Source organism: Brevundimonas sp. (assembly GCF_035935935.1).
In the GTDB taxonomy this organism is placed as follows: domain Bacteria; phylum Pseudomonadota; class Alphaproteobacteria; order Caulobacterales; family Caulobacteraceae; genus Brevundimonas.
This window is the reverse complement of record NZ_DASYWO010000003.1, coordinates 238,875-254,719: the sequence shown is the minus strand read 5'-3', so window position 1 is coordinate 254,719 and position 15,845 is coordinate 238,875. Positions and strand designations below refer to the sequence as shown.

Genomic DNA, 15,845 nt, shown 5'->3' with positions numbered 1-15,845 from the left:
GGCGCGGCGGGCCAAGCTTGCCGCGCCGTCGCCGGACATGTCATTAAGACTTGCCTCAAGGGCCCGTTCGGGCCATGCGGCGCGCCCCTGAGCAACGTCCCAGCGTGTCCATGACCACATCCGCCGCCGTCGCGTCCGTCCGGAACGTGTCCAAGACCTTCGGCGCCCGAAAGGCGCTGGACGGCGTGTCCCTCGAGGTCGCGTCGGGAGAAATGGTCGCCCTGATCGGCCCGTCTGGCTCCGGCAAGTCGACATTGCTTCGCTCCATCACAGGGCTGCAGCCGATCGACGCCGGCGGCACGATCGCCGTGTTCGGCGAGACGGTTCAGAAAGACGGCCGCGTCACCGGCGCCGTGCGCAAGGCGCGCGCCCGGCTGGGCATGATTTTCCAGCAGTTCAATCTGGTCGGCCGACTGAGCCTGTTCTCCAACGTCATGCTCGGCGCGCTGGGCCGGATTCCGGGCTGGAAAGGCGCGCTGGGTCTGTGGCCCGGGGCCGACAAGAAGAAGGCCATGGCGGCCCTGCACCGCGTGGGAGTGGCCGACTACGCCGCCCAGCGGGCCAACACCCTGTCGGGCGGCCAGCAGCAGCGCGGCGCGATCGCCCGCGCCATCGTGCAGGGCGCCCAGGCCATCCTGGCCGACGAGCCCGTCGCCTCGCTGGACCCCGTGTCCGCGCGCAAGGTGATGGAGCTGCTGGTCGAGCTGAACAAACGTGACGGCCTGGGCGTGATCGTGACCCTGCACCAGGTCGACTACGCCATCCGCTATTGCGAGCGCGTCGTGGCCCTGAAGGCCGGCAAGGTCGTCTACGACGGCCCGGCCACCGGTCTGGACACCAGGACGCTCGTCGACATCTACGGCCCCGAGTTCGAAGACGCCTTCTGGGAGACCAAGCAATGAGCCGTTTCAGCCTTTCGCGCCGCGCGATCCTGGCCGCCGGCGTCGCCCTGCCCATGACAGGCGCCCTGGCCGCCTGCGGGGGCGGCGACGACGCCGCGTCCGGCGGTGCCCTGTCGAAGCTGGTCTTCTCCATCCTGTCGGCCGAGGGGCAGGCCTCTTCCGGCCCGCTGTGGCAGCCGCTGCTGGACGACCTCGAGAAGGCCGTCGGCATCCCGGTCGAGCCCTTCTTCGGCTCGAACTACACGGTTCTGGTGAAGGCGATGGAAGGCAACCAGACCCAGGTCGCCTGGTTCGCCGCCAAGTCGGCGATCGAGGCCATCGACCGCGCCCGCGCCGAGGTCATCGCACGCACCGTGGACGTCGAGGGTCGCGATTCCTACCAGTCGACCCTGATCGTGAAGGCCGGTTCGGGCATCACGCTGGACGACGTGATGGCGTGCGGCAAGCGCTACGACTTCGGCATCGGCGACGCCCAGTCCACCTCGGGCACGCTGGCCCCCATGACCTTCCTGTTCAACCAGCGGAACGTCGATCCGCAGCAGTGCTTCAAGACCGTGCGCGCGGCGAACCATCAGGCCAACGCTTTCGGCGTGGCCTCGGGCGTGCTGCAGGTGGCGACGTCGAACACGGTCAACACCGTGTTTCTGCAGCGGCAGAACCCGCAGATCGCCGCCCAGATTCAGGAGATCTGGAAGTCTCCGCCGATCCCCGAGTCGGGCATCCTCGTGCGCGAGGATCTGGATCCCGCCATCAAGGAGAAGGTGCGCGGCTTCTTCCTGACCTATGGTCAGGGCGAGGGCGCCGAGGCCGAGCGCCAGAAGGCGGTGCTCAAGGGCCTGAACTATTCGCAGTTCCGCGCCGCCGACGACTCCTATCTGGATCCGGTGCGCGAACTGGTCGCCGACCAGAAGCTGCAGGAGGCCCGCGCCAACGGCGACGCCGCCGGCGTGACCGCCGCGGAGACGGAGCTGAACGCCCTGCGCGCCAAGCGTGAGGTTCAGCCTTGACGACCGCCTCCGCCCCGGCCGCCGCCGTTCCGGCGCCGCCGACCAAGTCGCTGACGGCGTGGCTGCTGGATCTGGTGATCTGGGGCGGCGTGGCCGCCCTTCTGCTCTACAGCTTCGACGCGGTGAATCTCGAGAACCTGCCGCAGCTGTTCGCCGGCTCGGACACGGTGAACAACTTCGTCGGCGAGCTGCTGCGGCCCGACTTCGCCAACTGGCGGCTGTTCGTCGCCAAGATGTGGGAAACGATTCAGATCGCGCTCTGGGGCACCTTCCTGGCGGTGTTCCTCGGCGTGCCGATGGGCTTGGCAGCCGCGCGCAACATCGCGCCGGTGTGGGTCGTCCAGCCGGTGCGCTGGATCATGAACCTGCTGCGCTCCATCCCGGATCTGGTCATCGGCCTGCTGTTCGTCGTCGCCGTCGGTCTGGGGCCGCTGGCGGGCGTGCTGGCCATCGCCCTGAACACCGCCGGGGTTCTGGCCAAGCTGTTCTCCGAGGCGGTCGAAAGCATCGACAAGGGGCCGGTCGAAGGCGTGCGCGCCACCGGCGCGAGCAAGCTGCACGAGATCATGTGGGGCGTCATCCCGCAGGTGGCGCCGCTGTGGACCAGCTTCGCCCTGTACCGCTTCGAATCGAACAGCCGCTCGGCCACCGTGCTGGGCCTTATCGGCGCCGGCGGCATCGGCCAGGTCCTGTTCGACAGCATGAACGCCTTCGATTTCCGGGATGTGTCCGCCATCGTCATCATCGTCGTCATCGCCGTGACGCTGATCGACCTGCTGTCACAAGCCATGCGCAAACGTCTGCTCTAAGCGGTCGGATTCGCCGCCGCCTGGAGACCGCCGTGAAGTCCGTTCGTCGCCTGACCCTTCCGGTCCTCGCCCTGGGCGCGCTCGTGCTGTCCGCCTGCGACGGCGGAGGCGGCTCGCGCGAGGGCATCTGGGCGGCGGGATCCTCGACCGTCTTCCCGTTCACGACCCGGGTGGCCGAGAACTTCTCGCGGGCCAACGACTTCGCCCTGCCGCGCGTCGAAAGTCTGGGCACGGGGGGCGGGATCAAGGCCTTCTGCGCGGGCGTCGGCCCCGCCACGCCCGACATCGCCAACGCCTCTCGCCGGATGAAGGCGTCGGAGTTCGACGAGTGCGCGAAGAACGGCGTCACCGGCATCATCGAGATCAAGATCGGCTACGACGGGCTGGTGATCGCCACCGCCAGGTCGGGCGCCGACTTCCATTTCGAGGGCCCGGACTTCTTCCTTGGTCTGGCCAAGGAAATCCCGGGCGGATCGGGCTTCGTCGCCAATCCCAACACGACCTGGGCCCAGGTGCGGCCGGGCCTGCCCGACGTGCGGATCCTGACCTATGGGCCGCCGCCCACCTCGGGCACGCGCGACAGCTGGCTGGAGCTGGGCATGACTCCCTCGGCCGAAGCCGTGCCCTCGATGGCGGCGCTGTCGGAAAGCGACGAGGACGCCTTCGAAGGCCGCGCCCACACCCTGCGCGAGGACGGCCTGTGGGTCGACTCCGGAGAGAACGACAACGCCATCGTCCAGACCCTGACCCGCACGCCGGGCTCTCTGGGCGTGTTCGGCTATTCCTTCCTTGAGCAGAACTCGGACTCGGTGAAGGCGGCCTCGGTCAACGGCGTCTACCCGAACTTCGAGACCATCGCGTCCGGCGACTATCCGATCTCCCGCTCGATGTACGTCTATGTGAAGTCGGCCCACATCGGCGTGACGCCCGGGCTGGACCTGTTCATGACGGAGTTCCTGTCGGATGCGGCGTCGGGGCGCGGCGGCTATCTGCAGGACCGCGGTCTGGTCCCTCTGCCGGCCGCGGAGCTGGAGGCGCAGCGTCAGGCGGTGCGGGCCCGCACGCCGATGACGCGCCCGGAGAAGTGAGGCTCAGGCGGCCTGCGCCTTTTTCCTCAGACGCGTGATACGGCGCAGGCGACGCCAGAAGCGGCCGCGCTCGGGCTCGGGGTAGGGCTCGAGGTTGGCGATGAACTCCTCGGCCGAGGCCCGCCAGCTGAACTTCTCGGCATAGGCGCGGACGGCCTTGCGGTCGACGTCCAGGCATTTCAGACAGGCGGTCTTCAGGTCGTCGTCGATGAAGCCCGCGCCCGAGCCGGGGATGATGTCGATCGGTCCGTGGGCCGGATAGGCGGCGACGGGCGTGCCGGTGGCCATGGCCTCCAGGATCACGAGGCCGAAGGTGTCGGTCCACGAGGGGAAGACGAAAACGTCGGCGTCCCTGAAGCACCGCGCCAGATCCTCCCCGAACTTCGAGCCGAGGAACTTGGCCTTTGGATACTTGGCCTCCAGCTCGGCGCGGGCCGGGCCGTCGCCGACGACGATCTTCGTGCCGGGCAGGTCCAGTTCGAGGAAGGCCTCGATGTTCTTCTCCACCGCCACGCGGCCGACGTTGAGGAAGAAGGGCCGGGGCCAGTCCTCGCCGCCCAGCTCGTCGTAGATCGGCTTCAGCGACGGGTTGAACAGCTCGGTGTCCACGCCCCGCGTCCACGGCGAGACGTTCTTGAACCCGTGCGCGGTCAGTTCGTCGCGCAGCGTCGGCGTGGCCACCATCAGCCGGCCCGACGGGCGGTGGAACCACTTCATGTAGGCGTAGCCGAGCTGCACCGGCACCGGGAACCGGGCCGAGACGTATTCCGGGAATTTGGTGTGATAGCTGGTGGTGAAGGGCAGCTTCCACTCCACGCAGATGCGCCGCGTGGCGATGCCGATCGGCCCCTCGGTGGCGATGTGCACGGCTTCCGGCTCGAAGGCGCGCAGCCGCTCGCGGATCTCCTCCTCGGCGCCCAGAGCCAGCCGGATCTCCGGATAGGTCGGCATGGGCATCGTCTTGAACTGGCCCGGCTGGATCACCTCCACCTCATGCCCCATCGCCCGGCACTCGGCCGTGATGCGGGACAGGGTGCGGACGACGCCGTTGACCTGGGGCTCCCAGGCGTCGGTGGCCAGGACGATGCGCATTGGGCCGTGAGGCTCCGCCGTTGATTGGTCTGAACGAATAGCCCCTCCCCCATCCGTGGGGAAGGGAGTAGAGAGCCGCCCATGATCGCGACCGCCGCTTCGACCGCCTCCCTGACCCAGGACTGGGACGCCCTCGACGAGGGCAAGTTCGCCGACGAGACGGCGACGGTGCGGGGCCTGCTGGCGAAGACGCCGCTGGATGCGGGCGAGCGCGCGGCCGTTCTGGACCAGGCCGTTGATCTGGTCGAACGCGCGAGGGCCAGCAACAAGCGGCAGGGCGTGGTCGAGAGCTTCCTGCAGGAGTTCTCGCTGGGCACGCGCGAGGGTCTGGCGCTGATGTGTCTGGCCGAGGCCCTGCTGCGCACGCCGGACGAGGACACGCGCGACCGCCTGATCGCTGAAAAGATCGGCTCGGCCGACTGGGCCGGACATCTGGGGCAGTCGGACAGCCTGTTCGTCAACGCCTCGACCTGGGGCCTGATGCTGACCGGCAAGCTGGTCGACGTCGACGACCAGGCGAAGACCGACCTGCCGGGCTTTCTGAAGCGCATCGTCGGCCGCCTGGGCGAGCCGGTGATCCGCGAGGCGGTGGCCGCCGCCGTGCGCATCATGGGCGAGCAGTTCGTGGTCGGCCGCACCATCGAGGCGGCCCTGAAGCGGGCGAACCGCGAGGGCTGGCTGTGCAGCTTCGACATGCTGGGCGAGGGCGCGCGCACCGCCGCCGACGCCGAACGCTATGAGCGCATCTATGCCGACGCCATCGCGGCGGTGGGCAAGGTCGCCAGGGAGGGCCCCGAGGCCGGGCACGGCGTGTCGGTCAAGCTGTCGGCCCTGTCGCCGCGCTATGAGGCGACGCACGAGGCGCGCGTGTGGGAAGAGCTGTATCCCCGCGTGCTCCGGCTGGCGAAGATCGCCGCCGACGCCGACGTCAACTTCACCATGGACGCCGAGGAGGCGGACCGCCTGGCCCTGTCGCTGAAGCTGCTGGACCGGCTGGCGCACGAGCCGTCGCTGGGTCAGTGGAAAGGGCTGGGCCTGGCGGTGCAGGCCTATCAGAAGCGCTGCCCCGAGGTGATCGCGCGGGTGGCCGAATTGGCGCGGACGTCGGGCCGCCGGCTGATGGTGCGTCTGGTCAAGGGCGCCTACTGGGACACCGAGATCAAGCGGGCGCAGGTGGCGGGGCGCGAGGACTATCCGGTCTTCACCACCAAGGCCGCGACCGACCTGAACTACCTCGTCTGCGCGCGCGCCATGATCGCGGCGTCGCCGCACATCTACAGCCAGTTCGCGACGCACAACGCCCACTCTCTGGCCGCCGTGCACAGGATGGCGGCCGAACGCGGCGTGAAGATCGAGTTCCAGCGCCTGCACGGCATGGGCGAGGCGCTGTACGACGCCGCCCGCGCCGCCTTCGGCCCCGTGACCGTGCGCGCCTATGCCCCCGTCGGCGGGCACGAGGACCTGCTGCCCTATCTGGTGCGCCGCCTGCTGGAGAACGGCGCCAACTCCAGCTTCGTCCACGCCCTTCTGGACGAGCGGGTGCCCGCCTCGGCCGTCGCCGCCGATCCCATTTCGCAGGTCGAGGCGCACCCCGATCGCCACGCCAAAATTCCCGTGCCCAAGGACATGTACATGGACCGCCAGAACTCGCTGGGTCGCGACTACAGCCAGGCCGCCGACCGCGAGCGTCACCTGCAGGCGCTGAAGAAGGTGGACGCCGAACGCTTCACCTCCGGCCCCATCGTCGGCGGCAAGCTGCTGGCCGGCACGGCGTCGCAGGAGGTCACCAACCCGTTCGACCGCAGCCAGGTGTTGGGTCACGTCTCTGAAGCCACCGAGGCCGACGTCGACCGCGCCGCCGAACTGGCGGCCAACGCGCAAGTGGCGTGGGACAGGCGTCAGGGCGCCGGCCGTGCGCCGGTTCTGCGCGCCATGGCCGACGCGCTGGAAGCCGACATGGACCGGCTGGTGGCCCTGCTGTCGCGCGAGGCGGGCAAGACGCTGAACGACGGCGTGGCCGAGGTGCGCGAGGCCGCCGACTTCTGCCGCTACTACGCCATGCTGGCCGAACGCGACTTCTGCGGGCGGCAGGACCTGAAGGGGCCGGTCGGCGAGATCAACCAGCTGGTCCTTCACGGCCGCGGGGTCTTCGCCTGCATCAGCCCGTGGAACTTCCCCCTGGCCATCTTCACCGGCCAGATCGCCGCGGCGCTGGCGGCCGGCAACGGCGTGCTGGCCAAGCCGGCGGAGCAGACCCCGCTGATCGCGGCCGAGGCCGTGCGCCTGTTCCACAAGGCGGGCCTGCCCGCCGACCTGCTGGCCCTGCTGCCCGGGCGCGGCGAGACGGTGGGCGCGAAGCTGACCGCCCATCCGCTGGTCGACGGCGTGGCCTTCACCGGCGGCACCGACACCGCCGCGGCCATCAATCGCGGACTGGCGAACCGGCCCGGCCCGATCATCCCCTTCATCGCCGAAACCGGCGGGCTGAACGGAATGTTCGTGGACACCACGGCGCTGAAGGAACAGGTCATCGACGACGTCGTCCTGTCGGCCTTCGGCTCTGCCGGTCAGCGCTGCTCGGCGCTCCGCGTGCTCTATGTGCCCAAGGACTCCGCCGATGCGATGATCGAGGGGCTGAAGGGCGCCCTGGCGGCGCAGGTCGTGGCCGATCCGACCGACCCGGCGACCGACATCGGCCCGGTGATCGACGCCGAGAGCCGCAAGGCGCTGGAGGCGCACGTCGAGCGGCTGCAGAAGGAGGCGAAGATCATCGCGCGCGCCGAGCTGCCGGCCGGCACGGACAAGGGCGACCTGTTCGCGCCGACGATCGCCGAGATCCCCACGCCCGACTTCCTCGAGCGCGAGGTGTTCGGCCCGATCCTGCATGTCCACCGCTACGACCCCGCCGACCTGAAGGGCGTGGCGGGCAAGCTGGCGGCGCGGGGCTATGGTCTGACGCTGGGCGTGCACAGCCGCATCGAGGCCTTCGCCGAGGAGGTCATCCGTCTGGTTCCGGCGGGCAACGTCTACATCAACCGCGGCGTCACCGGCGCGGTGGTGGGCGTCCAGCCGTTCGGCGGCGAGGGCCTGTCCGGCACCGGCCCCAAGGCCGGCGGCCCCAACAGCCTGATCCGCTACGCGTCGGAAAAGGCCATCAGCAACAACATCTCCGCCCAGGGCGGCGACCCGGCGCTGCTGAACCTGTAGCCCTCAATGGAAGATGCCGACCGCAGCCTCGGCCCAGACCCCGGCGACGAGGAAGACGACCAGAAGCGCGAAGCCGATCCGGACGGCGGGATTCTTCACCCGCCAGGCCACCAGTTCGATGATCGCGCCGCCGCCGATCAGCAGGACCCCGGCGAAGACGAAGTCGGTCGCGGTCCAGTTCACGCCGGGCGCGTCCAGCGCCATCGCGACGGCGGGCGCGGCCATGACCAGCGCGACCGCGCCCCAGCCCATGACCCGTAGCGTCCCCCACAGGCGGTCAAGGTTTTCGGTCGTGACCATCGTCGTCTCCTCGTGCAATCGACGAACGGAGACTGGCCGACGCGGCGTCGCGCGGCATGAGCGACATGTGAGCGGGCGCTGAAAAAACGCCCGGTCCGCCTCAGTGGCGTTGGGGCAGGGGGGCGATGAAGACGCGATCGGGCATGTCGTCCGGCGTTTCCAGCCGGATGACCTCCATGTCCCGGGCCTCGGCCTGCACCTGCTTCATCACCGCGCGGAACTCCGCCTCGTGGCCTTCGCGGCCGAACAGGAGCCAGCCGTCCTTTGCGTCGATCACGCCGTAAGCGGGACCGCCTTCGAGAATGTCGTGCAGGGGTTGGGTCATCGTCAGGGAATCCCCCGACGGGCGATTGGTTTCAGCTTTGCCGTAACGCCGGTCGTCTCAGCGCTTCGGCCAGCCGCCGGCGCGGCTGAGGGCGCTGGGCGCGGGGCGGCCGATCTTCTCGCCGATCCAGCGGGCGGTTTCGATCAGGCGGTCGAGGTCGTACCCGGTGTCGAATCCGGCGCGCTCCAGCATGTAGACCAGGTCTTCGGTCGCCACGTTGCCGGTCGCGCCGGGCGCGAACGGGCAGCCCCCTATGCCGCCGACGGAGGCGTCCAGAACGTCGATCCCCGCCTCGATCCCGGCGAAGGCGTTGGCGACGCCGGTGTTGCGCGTGTCGTGGAAATGCAGGCGCAGGGTCGCCTCGGGCGCGGCCCGGCGCGCGGCCTCGACCTTGCGTCGCACGCTCCACGGATCGCCGACGCCGATGGTGTCCGCCAGAGCGATCTCGCCGACGCCCAGCGCGGCCAGCCGCCCGACGAGATTGCCCACCTGATCGACCCCCACCTCGCCGTCGAAGGGGCAGCCCCACACGCAGGAGATGGTGACCGACAGGGACGGCGCCTCGCCGCCCGGCGCGGCGTTGCTGCGCCGGTTCACGATCTCCTCGACCATGGCCATCTGGCCGGCCCGGTCGAGCCCCTGATTCTTCAGGCCGAAGCCGTCGGTGGCGGCGATCGACACGTTGACCTCGTCGACCGCGGTGGTCAGGGCGCGATCATAGCCCTTGGCATTGAGCACCAGGCCGATGCGGCTGCGCCCCGGCTCAGGCGGCAGAGCGGCCATGACCTCCTCGGCGCCGGCCATCTGCGGCACGTATTTGGGATGGACGAAGCTGACGGCCTCGATGCGGCGCGCGCCCGCCGCCTCCAGCCGCCGCGTCAGCTCGGCCCGCGTCGCGGGGTCGAGGACCGCCGCCTCGTTCTGCAGGCCGTCGCGCGGACCGACCTCGACGATCGTGATCGGGCGGCTCACGGCCGGGGGACCGGCGCATAGACGGTCAGTTCCACGTCGTCACCGGTGGAGTAGTTGTGGCCAGCGATCACCGCCACGGCGCGGCCGGGCATGCCCGACGCCGCAGCGGCGAAGGCGTCGGCGTCCCGCGCCTCGACGATCGCGGCGCGGCCTTCCGCCAGGGCGCGCGCGGCTCCGGCGGCGTCGGTCAGTTCGGTGTCGCGGCCGGTCAGGAAGACGAAGCTCGGCTCGTGGAAGGTGGTGATCGCCACCGGCCCGGGCGCGCCCTGTCGCGGATGCAGGGCCGCGGCTTCCAGCGCGCGGGTCAGCTGGGGGGCGATGGACAGGGGCCGCAGCTGGCGGATCTCGCCCACCAGCGCCGCGTGGGCCAGCAACCCGAAGGCGCCGGCGGCCAGGACGGCGGTCATGGAGGCGCGGTTCAGCATCAGGAAGCCGCCCACCGCGCCGGCGGCGAGCGCCGCGACGACCGTCACCGCCGCCCATGTCTGGGCCGTCGACGTGCCGAACTGGTTCAGGCCGTAGACGGCGATCACCGCGATCAGCGCGGCCGACAGCACGCCCAGCGCCGCGCCCGTGCGGCGCGAGACCGTCCCGATCGGTCGCGTCATCGCCGCCGCCGCCAGCAGGGCGACCGCGCCGTAGGTCGGCAGGGTGTAGTGGACCAGTTTGGTCGGCGTCAGTTCGAAGATGATCCACGCCGGGACCAGCCAGCAGACCAGGAAGCGGACGGCCGGCTCGGCCCGCCGGCTCCAGGCCGTCGACAGGGCGGCGGGCAGCATCAGGGCCGCCGGGAAGAGCAGGAGCGGCAGCAGCAGCAGGTGCAGGCCCGGAGGCGCGCCGTGGCTCTCATGACCGCCGGCCACCTTGGGCGCCAGATCGCCGACGATGGCCTCGCGCCAGAAGGCGCCGTCGGTGGCGATGGTCACCGCCAGCGCCCACGGCCCGACGATCAGGGCGACCATGGGCAGGCCCCAACCCCAGCCAAGGCGACGGACCCAGCGCGCGTCGCGATCCCACAGGCACAGGGCCACCACGGCCGGAGCGATCACAAGCAGGCCGATCGGCCCCTTGATCAGGATCGACAGGCCCAGCGCCAGCCAGAAGGTGAACTTGTGCCGCCGGTCCGGCGTCTCGCCCGCCCGCGAGGCCATGTAGATGCGCGCCAGCGCGGCCATGGCCACGGTGACGGCCGCGCACAGCGCCGCGTCGGTTTTGGCGATGCCGGCCTCGGTGGACAGGATGAAGCTGGCGCCCAGCATGACGCCCGCCAGCACGCCGGCGCGCTGGCCGAACAGGCGCGCCCCGACCCAGGCGCAGGCGAAGGCGGCGATCATCGCCGACAGCAGGGACGGCAGGCGATACGGCTGGATGAGGCGCGCCTCGGGCCCGGTCGTCAGGCCGACGGCCGCGGCCTGGGCCCAGTAGATGCCGACGGGCTTCTTCCAGCGCGGCTCCTCCTGAAAGCGGATGTCGACGTAGTCGCCGCTCTCCAGCATCTGGGAAGTGGCCTGGGCGTAGCGGCTTTCGTCGCGGTCCAGCGGCGGCAGCATCAGCAGTCCCGGCAGGCCGGCGAGCAGGGCCACCAGCGCGGCCAGCGCGGGTCCGCGCCAGCCGGCGATCAGTCGGTCGATGTCCAGCCGTCCCATGACGGACGGAATACACGCTTCGTCCCGCGCCGTCAGCGGCCCGCTTTCGTCCGTGACCACGCCGCGCTATCGACGGAACATGAGCCAGCCCAGCGCGCCCGAAGTCTCCGTGGTGGTCCCCGTTCACGACGAGGCCGGGGCCGTCGGGCCGCTGGTCGCCGAGATCGCGGCCGCCTTCGCCGGTCGCGACTTCGAAATGATCTTCGTCGACGACCGCAGCCGCGACTCCACCCTGCTGGAACTGAAGGCGCTGAAGGCGCTGCATCCGCAGCTCCGCGTGCTGACGCATCCGTCAAACGCCGGGCAGAGCCGCGCGGTGCGCTCCGGCGTGCTGGCGGCGCGGGCGCCGGTCGTGGTCACGCTGGACGGCGACGGCCAGAACCCGCCGGCCGACGCCCCGCGGCTGGTTCAGGCCCTGATCGACGCGCCGGCGGAGGTCGCCCTGGTCGGCGGCGTTCGGGCCAGCCGTCAGGACACGGAGGCCAAGCGGCAGGCCTCGGTCTGGGCCAACCGCATCCGCAAGCGCCTGCTCGGCGACGACGCCGACGACACGGGCTGCGGTCTCAAGGCCTTCCGCCGCGACGCCTTCCTGCGCCTTCCCTACTTCGACCACATGCACCGCTATCTGCCGGCGCTCATGATCCGGGAGGGGTTCCGGAACCAGTACCTAGACGTCGGTCACCGTCACCGTGAGTCGGGCCGGTCCAAATACACCAACGTCGGTCGGCTGATGGCCTCGCTGTCGGACCTGCTGGGCGTGATGTGGCTGAAGACGCGCGCGCGCCGGCCCGGGGCGGTCGAGGAAGTCTGACGGGGCGGGGCCTTCGCCCGCGCGGCGATTAGCTTTGCCGCACGGCACGAACGCGGGTATCCAGCGTTAACCATCGCTGGATCGTCAAAAGGACCGGCCCATGCTGATCGCCCTTCCGCTGCTGGTGATCCCCGTCATCCTCTACAACATCGTCGCGTTCACCGGCGGCGCCGCGCTGGCCGACGAGCGGCTGAGGGAGCCGATGTTCTCGATCGGGATGGCGTCGGGGGCGCAGTGGAACGTGGGCGCGGGCGACCTGATCCTGTTCCTCGCCCTGATCCTGCTGTTCTTCGAACTGCTGAAGTCGACGTCCAGCCAGAAGGTCGCGATCGTCAATCACGCCCTGTCGATGATCCTGTTCGTCATCTGCCTGGTGGAGTTCCTGCTGCTGCGCGGCTTCGCCACCTCGACCTTCTTCCTGATCGTGGCGATGGTCATGCTGGACGTGCTGGCGGGCTTCATCGTGACCATCATCGCGGCCCGCAAGGACCTCGATTTCGGGTCTGTCTAGGGCGCTGCCGCTCGCGACGCGGTCCCTCGCCGCTTGAGCGCGGGTGAGGGACGCGATTCGGTCAGCCGAAGGCGACGAAGATCAGCGCGATCACGGTCACGTCGACGGCGCGGGCGAGGAAGGCGAGCATGGGGCGGTCCCGGGATGGAGGCGTTCGCCTCCGTCACAGCAAGGACCATGCCGCCCTCAGACGTCGGACCTGGTGACCCGTCCCGGCTGCGGCCTGCGCTCGGCGGGCCCGGAATGCTGGGCTTTCATGTAGCCGCTGCGCGCCGCGTCCAGCACCGGAGGGCCGCCTTTCAGGCCGCGCCGCTGGCCGTCCTGACCCAGCAACTGGGCGGAAAACGCCGGGTCGGCATCCACCTGCGACGGGGTTGGGGGTTGAGCGCTGGTCGGCGGGGCGTCGACCGGAACCAGGGCGCGGCCGGACGCGCGACGATCGCGCGCGCGGCGATCCGCATCGCGCCGGTCGTCGGTCATTTGCGCTTCGCGTCGCCGGCCAGCCGATCGAGCTGGGCGCGCATCTCGTCCATCTGACGCCGCATGGCCTCCAGCCCGTCGGCGGGCGCGGACGGCTTCTCCTCGGCGGCGGGGGGCGCTGCGGGCATGCCGGCGGCGAAGCCGGGCCACATGCGCATGGCCTGCTCGAACATCTGCATGTTGCGGCGCACGGCCTCGTCCAGCAGGCCGGCGCCGGGCGCGCCCCCGAAGGCCTGCTTGAACTGGCCGCGCAGCTGCTCCTGCTGTTTGGCGAAGGCGTCGAGCGACATCTCCAGATAGCTGGGCAGCACCGGCTGCATCTGCCCGCCGTAGAAGCCGATCAGGCGGCGCAGGAACTGGACCGGCAGGAGCGCCTCGCCGCGGTTCTCCTCCTCAAATATGATCTGGGTCAGGATCTGGCGGGTCAGGTCCTCGCCCGACTTGGCGTCGTGGACGGTGAAGTCCTGACCGGCCCGGACCATGCGCGCCAGATCCTCCAGCGTGACGTAGGCGGACGTGGCGGTGTTGTAGAGCCGCCGGTTGGCGTACTTCTTGATGACGATGGTCCGGTCTTCCCCGGTCTTTGCCTCGGCCACGCGGCGTCCCCTCATGTCGTTGCCGCCACTATTCCGCAGTGCGGCGCCGGACGCCAGTGCGAAACCTGACCCGGCGTCAGGCCATGGCCGGGGCCAGCACCACGCCGACAAGGACGGCGGCCCAGTGCACGGTCGCGCCGGTCACGACGAAGCCGTGCCAGATGGCGCGCCGGAACCTGACCTTGGGGCTGATGAAGACGAAGACGCCGGCAGTGTAGATCAGGCCGCCGATCACCAGCAGGATCAGGGCCGCCGGGTGCACCGTGTCCAGCATGGGCTTCAGCGCGAAGACGGCCAGCCATCCGAAGGCCACGTAGACGGCGCTCCAGATCGCGTCGGACAGGCGCGGCGCCCACAGCTTGGCCAGGGCGCCGCCGATGCCGAGAGCCCAGACAAGCAACGTGAAGCCGACCGCCCACGAGCCCTCGAACCGCTGGGTGGTGAAGGGGGTGTAGCTGCCGGCTATCATCAGGAAGATGGCGGCCTCGTCGAGTCTCCGCAGAACCGGCCGCGCCGCGCAGGGCCGGGTCTGGTTGTAGACGGTCGAGGCGACCAGCATGGCGATCAGGCACAGGGCGTAGACGGCGGTGGCGACCACGGCGCCGACGCCCGAATAGATGGCCGCGAGGACCGCCAGAACGACGCCCCCGACGGCGGCCAGCGTCAGTCCGACGACATGCACGACGAGGTCCGCGGTCTTTTCCGCGTCCGTCCGGTAGTGCTCCTCCATGTCCAGGGCGTCCGGCTGGCAGGCCCGTCCCAGGAAGGATTTCAGTCGCATGAGCATGGCCCTTTCAAAGCCCGGAGCTCCGACATCGTTCCGGCAACGTGACACGACATGGGTGACGATCGCCTGAACGCCCCGGCCTCAGGGCGAAAACGCGGGACGCTGCGGCGCCCGCGCCACACCGGCGGACGTGGCGGCGCGCGCGGATCGGGCCTAGAAGACGGGCATGGACCTGTTCGACATCCTCACCCTCGTGGTCATCGCCGCCGTGGCCGTCACGCTCGGCTTCGGCATCCGCTCGCTGTACCAGACGGATGCGGGCGCCCGGTCGCGGTCCAACAAGCTGATGCGGCTGCGGGTGGCGCTGCAGGCCGTGGCCATCCTGCTGCTGGTCGCCGGCATGTGGTGGAAGTCCACGCAGGGCGGCTGACGTGGTCACGCTGAACCGCATCTACACCCGCACCGGCGACGACGGCTCGACCCGTCTGGCGACCGGAGAGCCCATCTCAAAGACCCATCCGCGCGTGGCCGCCTACGGCACGGTGGACGAGCTGAACTCGCTCATCGGCGTGGCGCGGCTGCATTCCGGCCAGAACGACCGCATCGACGCCGCCCTGGGCCGGATTCAGAACGAGCTATTCGATCTCGGCGCCGACCTGTCGACGCCGTCCGAGCCCGCCCCGAAGTGGGAGGCGCTGCGCATCGTCGACGCCCAGGTCGAGCGGCTGGAAGGCGAGATCGACGTGATGAACGAGAGCCTCAGGCCGCTGGACAGCTTCATCCTGCCGGGCGGTTCGCCGCTGTCGGCGCATCTGCATCTGGCCCGCACAGTCGCCCGCCGGGCGGAGCGCGAGGCTGTGGCCATGGTCGAGGCCGGTCACGCCGCGACGCCGGCGGCCCTCCGCTATCTCAATCGTCTGTCCGACTGGCTGTTCGTCGCCGCCCGCCGGGCCAATGCGAACGGCGCCGACGACGTGAAGTGGGTCCCCGGCGCGACGCGCTGAAGTCAGCGCGCCTGTTCCGCTTTCAGCGCCGCGCGCTGCCGGTCGGCGTCGGCGGCCACGGCCTTCTCGTTGGCCGCCAGCTGGTCCTCGATGGCGACAAGCTCCCGGTTGCGCTGGGCCGACGCCTGTTCGCGGTTCAGGCCCAGCGCCTCGAGTTCGGCGATCTTCTCGGCGACCGAAATGGGCTGGGCGCAGACCCGCCCTTCCGGGTCCCACCACTTGCCCTGCTCCTCGCAGCGCTCGCCCGGCGCGCGCACGAAATGCTCATAGGCGAGGATCAGCGCGAAGCAGGCGGCGAAGGCCGTGAGGAAGATCACGCTCAGGCGCTTGAAGGTCAGAAGGCGGTGCATGGGCTCTCCGGCACGTTA

The 15,845-nt window shown here is 70.2% G+C and carries 18 protein-coding genes; 9 read left to right on the top strand and 9 right to left on the bottom strand.

The genetic code is table 11. The features are described 5' to 3' along the window. Positions 1-110: 110 nt before the first annotated feature. Genes phnC through VGR32_RS03215 form a run of 4 tightly spaced genes read left to right on the top strand, consistent with a single transcriptional unit; the run spans position 111 to position 3,806 of the window. Positions 111-902, top strand: coding sequence for a phosphonate ABC transporter ATP-binding protein (phnC, locus tag VGR32_RS03230; protein ID WP_327447977.1), 792 nt, complete (start codon positions 111-113; stop codon positions 900-902). Beyond that, positions 899-1,909, top strand: coding sequence for a phosphate/phosphite/phosphonate ABC transporter substrate-binding protein (gene phnD, locus VGR32_RS03225; protein WP_327447975.1), 1,011 nt, complete (start codon positions 899-901; stop codon positions 1,907-1,909). Before phnC ends, phnD begins: the two co-directional genes overlap by 4 nt. Next, positions 1,906-2,718 (top strand): phosphonate ABC transporter, permease protein PhnE, encoded by an 813-nt coding sequence (gene phnE, locus VGR32_RS03220; protein WP_327447973.1) that lies wholly within the window; start codon positions 1,906-1,908, stop codon positions 2,716-2,718. The genes phnD and phnE overlap by 4 nt, the downstream gene beginning before the upstream one ends. Before the next feature lie 32 nt (positions 2,719-2,750). Continuing rightward, positions 2,751-3,806, top strand: coding sequence for a substrate-binding domain-containing protein (locus tag VGR32_RS03215; RefSeq protein WP_327447971.1), 1,056 nt, complete (start codon positions 2,751-2,753; stop codon positions 3,804-3,806). Positions 3,807-3,809: 3 nt separating this feature from the next. Here VGR32_RS03215 and VGR32_RS03210 read toward each other — a convergent pair whose 3' ends face one another. After that, the gene (locus tag VGR32_RS03210) at positions 3,810-4,898 is read right to left on the bottom strand and encodes a glycosyltransferase family 1 protein (RefSeq protein WP_327447969.1); all 1,089 of its coding nucleotides are present in this window, start codon (positions 4,896-4,898) and stop codon (positions 3,810-3,812) included. Positions 4,899-4,979: 81 nt separating this feature from the next. Here VGR32_RS03210 and putA point away from each other — a divergent pair, with 81 nt between their 5' ends. Then, a complete protein-coding gene (gene putA / locus VGR32_RS03205) occupies positions 4,980-8,105 on the top strand; it encodes a bifunctional proline dehydrogenase/L-glutamate gamma-semialdehyde dehydrogenase PutA (protein ID WP_327447967.1) in 3,126 nt (1,041 codons plus the stop codon). A gap of 3 nt (positions 8,106-8,108) precedes the next feature. Here putA and VGR32_RS03200 read toward each other — a convergent pair whose 3' ends face one another. From VGR32_RS03200 to VGR32_RS03185, 4 genes are all read right to left on the bottom strand, one after another. Continuing rightward, complete coding sequence (locus VGR32_RS03200) at positions 8,109-8,405, bottom strand: hypothetical protein (RefSeq protein ID WP_327447965.1); 297 nt, start codon at positions 8,403-8,405, stop codon at positions 8,109-8,111. Positions 8,406-8,505: 100 nt separating this feature from the next. Then, entirely contained in the window at positions 8,506-8,730 is a 225-nt protein-coding gene (locus VGR32_RS03195) for a hypothetical protein (protein WP_327447964.1), read from the bottom strand. 57 nt (positions 8,731-8,787) lie between these two features. Continuing rightward, positions 8,788-9,702, bottom strand: a complete 915-nt coding sequence (locus VGR32_RS03190) for a hydroxymethylglutaryl-CoA lyase (protein ID WP_327447963.1) — start codon at positions 9,700-9,702, stop codon at positions 8,788-8,790. After that, entirely contained in the window at positions 9,699-11,348 is a 1,650-nt protein-coding gene (locus VGR32_RS03185; protein ID WP_327448013.1) for a glycosyltransferase family 39 protein, read from the bottom strand. The genes VGR32_RS03190 and VGR32_RS03185 overlap by 4 nt, the downstream gene beginning before the upstream one ends. Before the next feature lie 79 nt (positions 11,349-11,427). Here VGR32_RS03185 and VGR32_RS03180 point away from each other — a divergent pair, with 79 nt between their 5' ends. After that, the gene (locus VGR32_RS03180; RefSeq protein WP_327447962.1) at positions 11,428-12,159 is read left to right on the top strand and encodes a glycosyltransferase family 2 protein; all 732 of its coding nucleotides are present in this window, start codon (positions 11,428-11,430) and stop codon (positions 12,157-12,159) included. 100 nt (positions 12,160-12,259) lie between these two features. Continuing rightward, the gene (locus VGR32_RS03175; protein WP_125255189.1) at positions 12,260-12,670 is read left to right on the top strand and encodes a hypothetical protein; all 411 of its coding nucleotides are present in this window, start codon (positions 12,260-12,262) and stop codon (positions 12,668-12,670) included. Positions 12,671-12,856: 186 nt separating this feature from the next. Here VGR32_RS03175 and VGR32_RS03170 read toward each other — a convergent pair whose 3' ends face one another. The 3 genes from VGR32_RS03170 to trhA all read right to left on the bottom strand — a co-directional run bounded on the left by VGR32_RS03170 (position 12,857) and on the right by trhA (position 14,533). Next, on the bottom strand, positions 12,857-13,150 hold the full coding sequence (locus VGR32_RS03170; RefSeq protein ID WP_327447958.1) for a hypothetical protein: 294 nt from the start codon (positions 13,148-13,150) through the stop codon (positions 12,857-12,859). Then, entirely contained in the window at positions 13,147-13,761 is a 615-nt protein-coding gene (phaR, locus tag VGR32_RS03165) for a polyhydroxyalkanoate synthesis repressor PhaR (RefSeq protein ID WP_414642885.1), read from the bottom strand. The genes VGR32_RS03170 and phaR overlap by 4 nt, the downstream gene beginning before the upstream one ends. 61 nt (positions 13,762-13,822) lie before the next feature. Further along, positions 13,823-14,533 carry a PAQR family membrane homeostasis protein TrhA gene (gene trhA, locus VGR32_RS03160; protein WP_327447954.1) on the bottom strand — a complete coding sequence of 237 codons (711 nt, stop codon included), beginning with the start codon at positions 14,531-14,533 and terminating at the stop codon, positions 13,823-13,825. 166 nt (positions 14,534-14,699) lie between these two features. Between trhA and VGR32_RS03155 the strand changes: the two genes are divergently transcribed. After that, on the top strand, positions 14,700-14,903 hold the full coding sequence (locus tag VGR32_RS03155; RefSeq protein WP_327447952.1) for a twin transmembrane helix small protein: 204 nt from the start codon (positions 14,700-14,702) through the stop codon (positions 14,901-14,903). Between the two features lies 1 nt (position 14,904). Next, positions 14,905-15,477, top strand: a complete 573-nt coding sequence (locus tag VGR32_RS03150; RefSeq protein WP_327447950.1) for a cob(I)yrinic acid a,c-diamide adenosyltransferase — start codon at positions 14,905-14,907, stop codon at positions 15,475-15,477. Positions 15,478-15,479: 2 nt separating this feature from the next. Here the strand turns inward: VGR32_RS03150 and VGR32_RS03145 are convergent, their stop codons facing one another. Then, positions 15,480-15,827, bottom strand: coding sequence for a hypothetical protein (locus VGR32_RS03145; RefSeq protein ID WP_327447949.1), 348 nt, complete (start codon positions 15,825-15,827; stop codon positions 15,480-15,482). Positions 15,828-15,845: the final 18 nt, after the last annotated feature.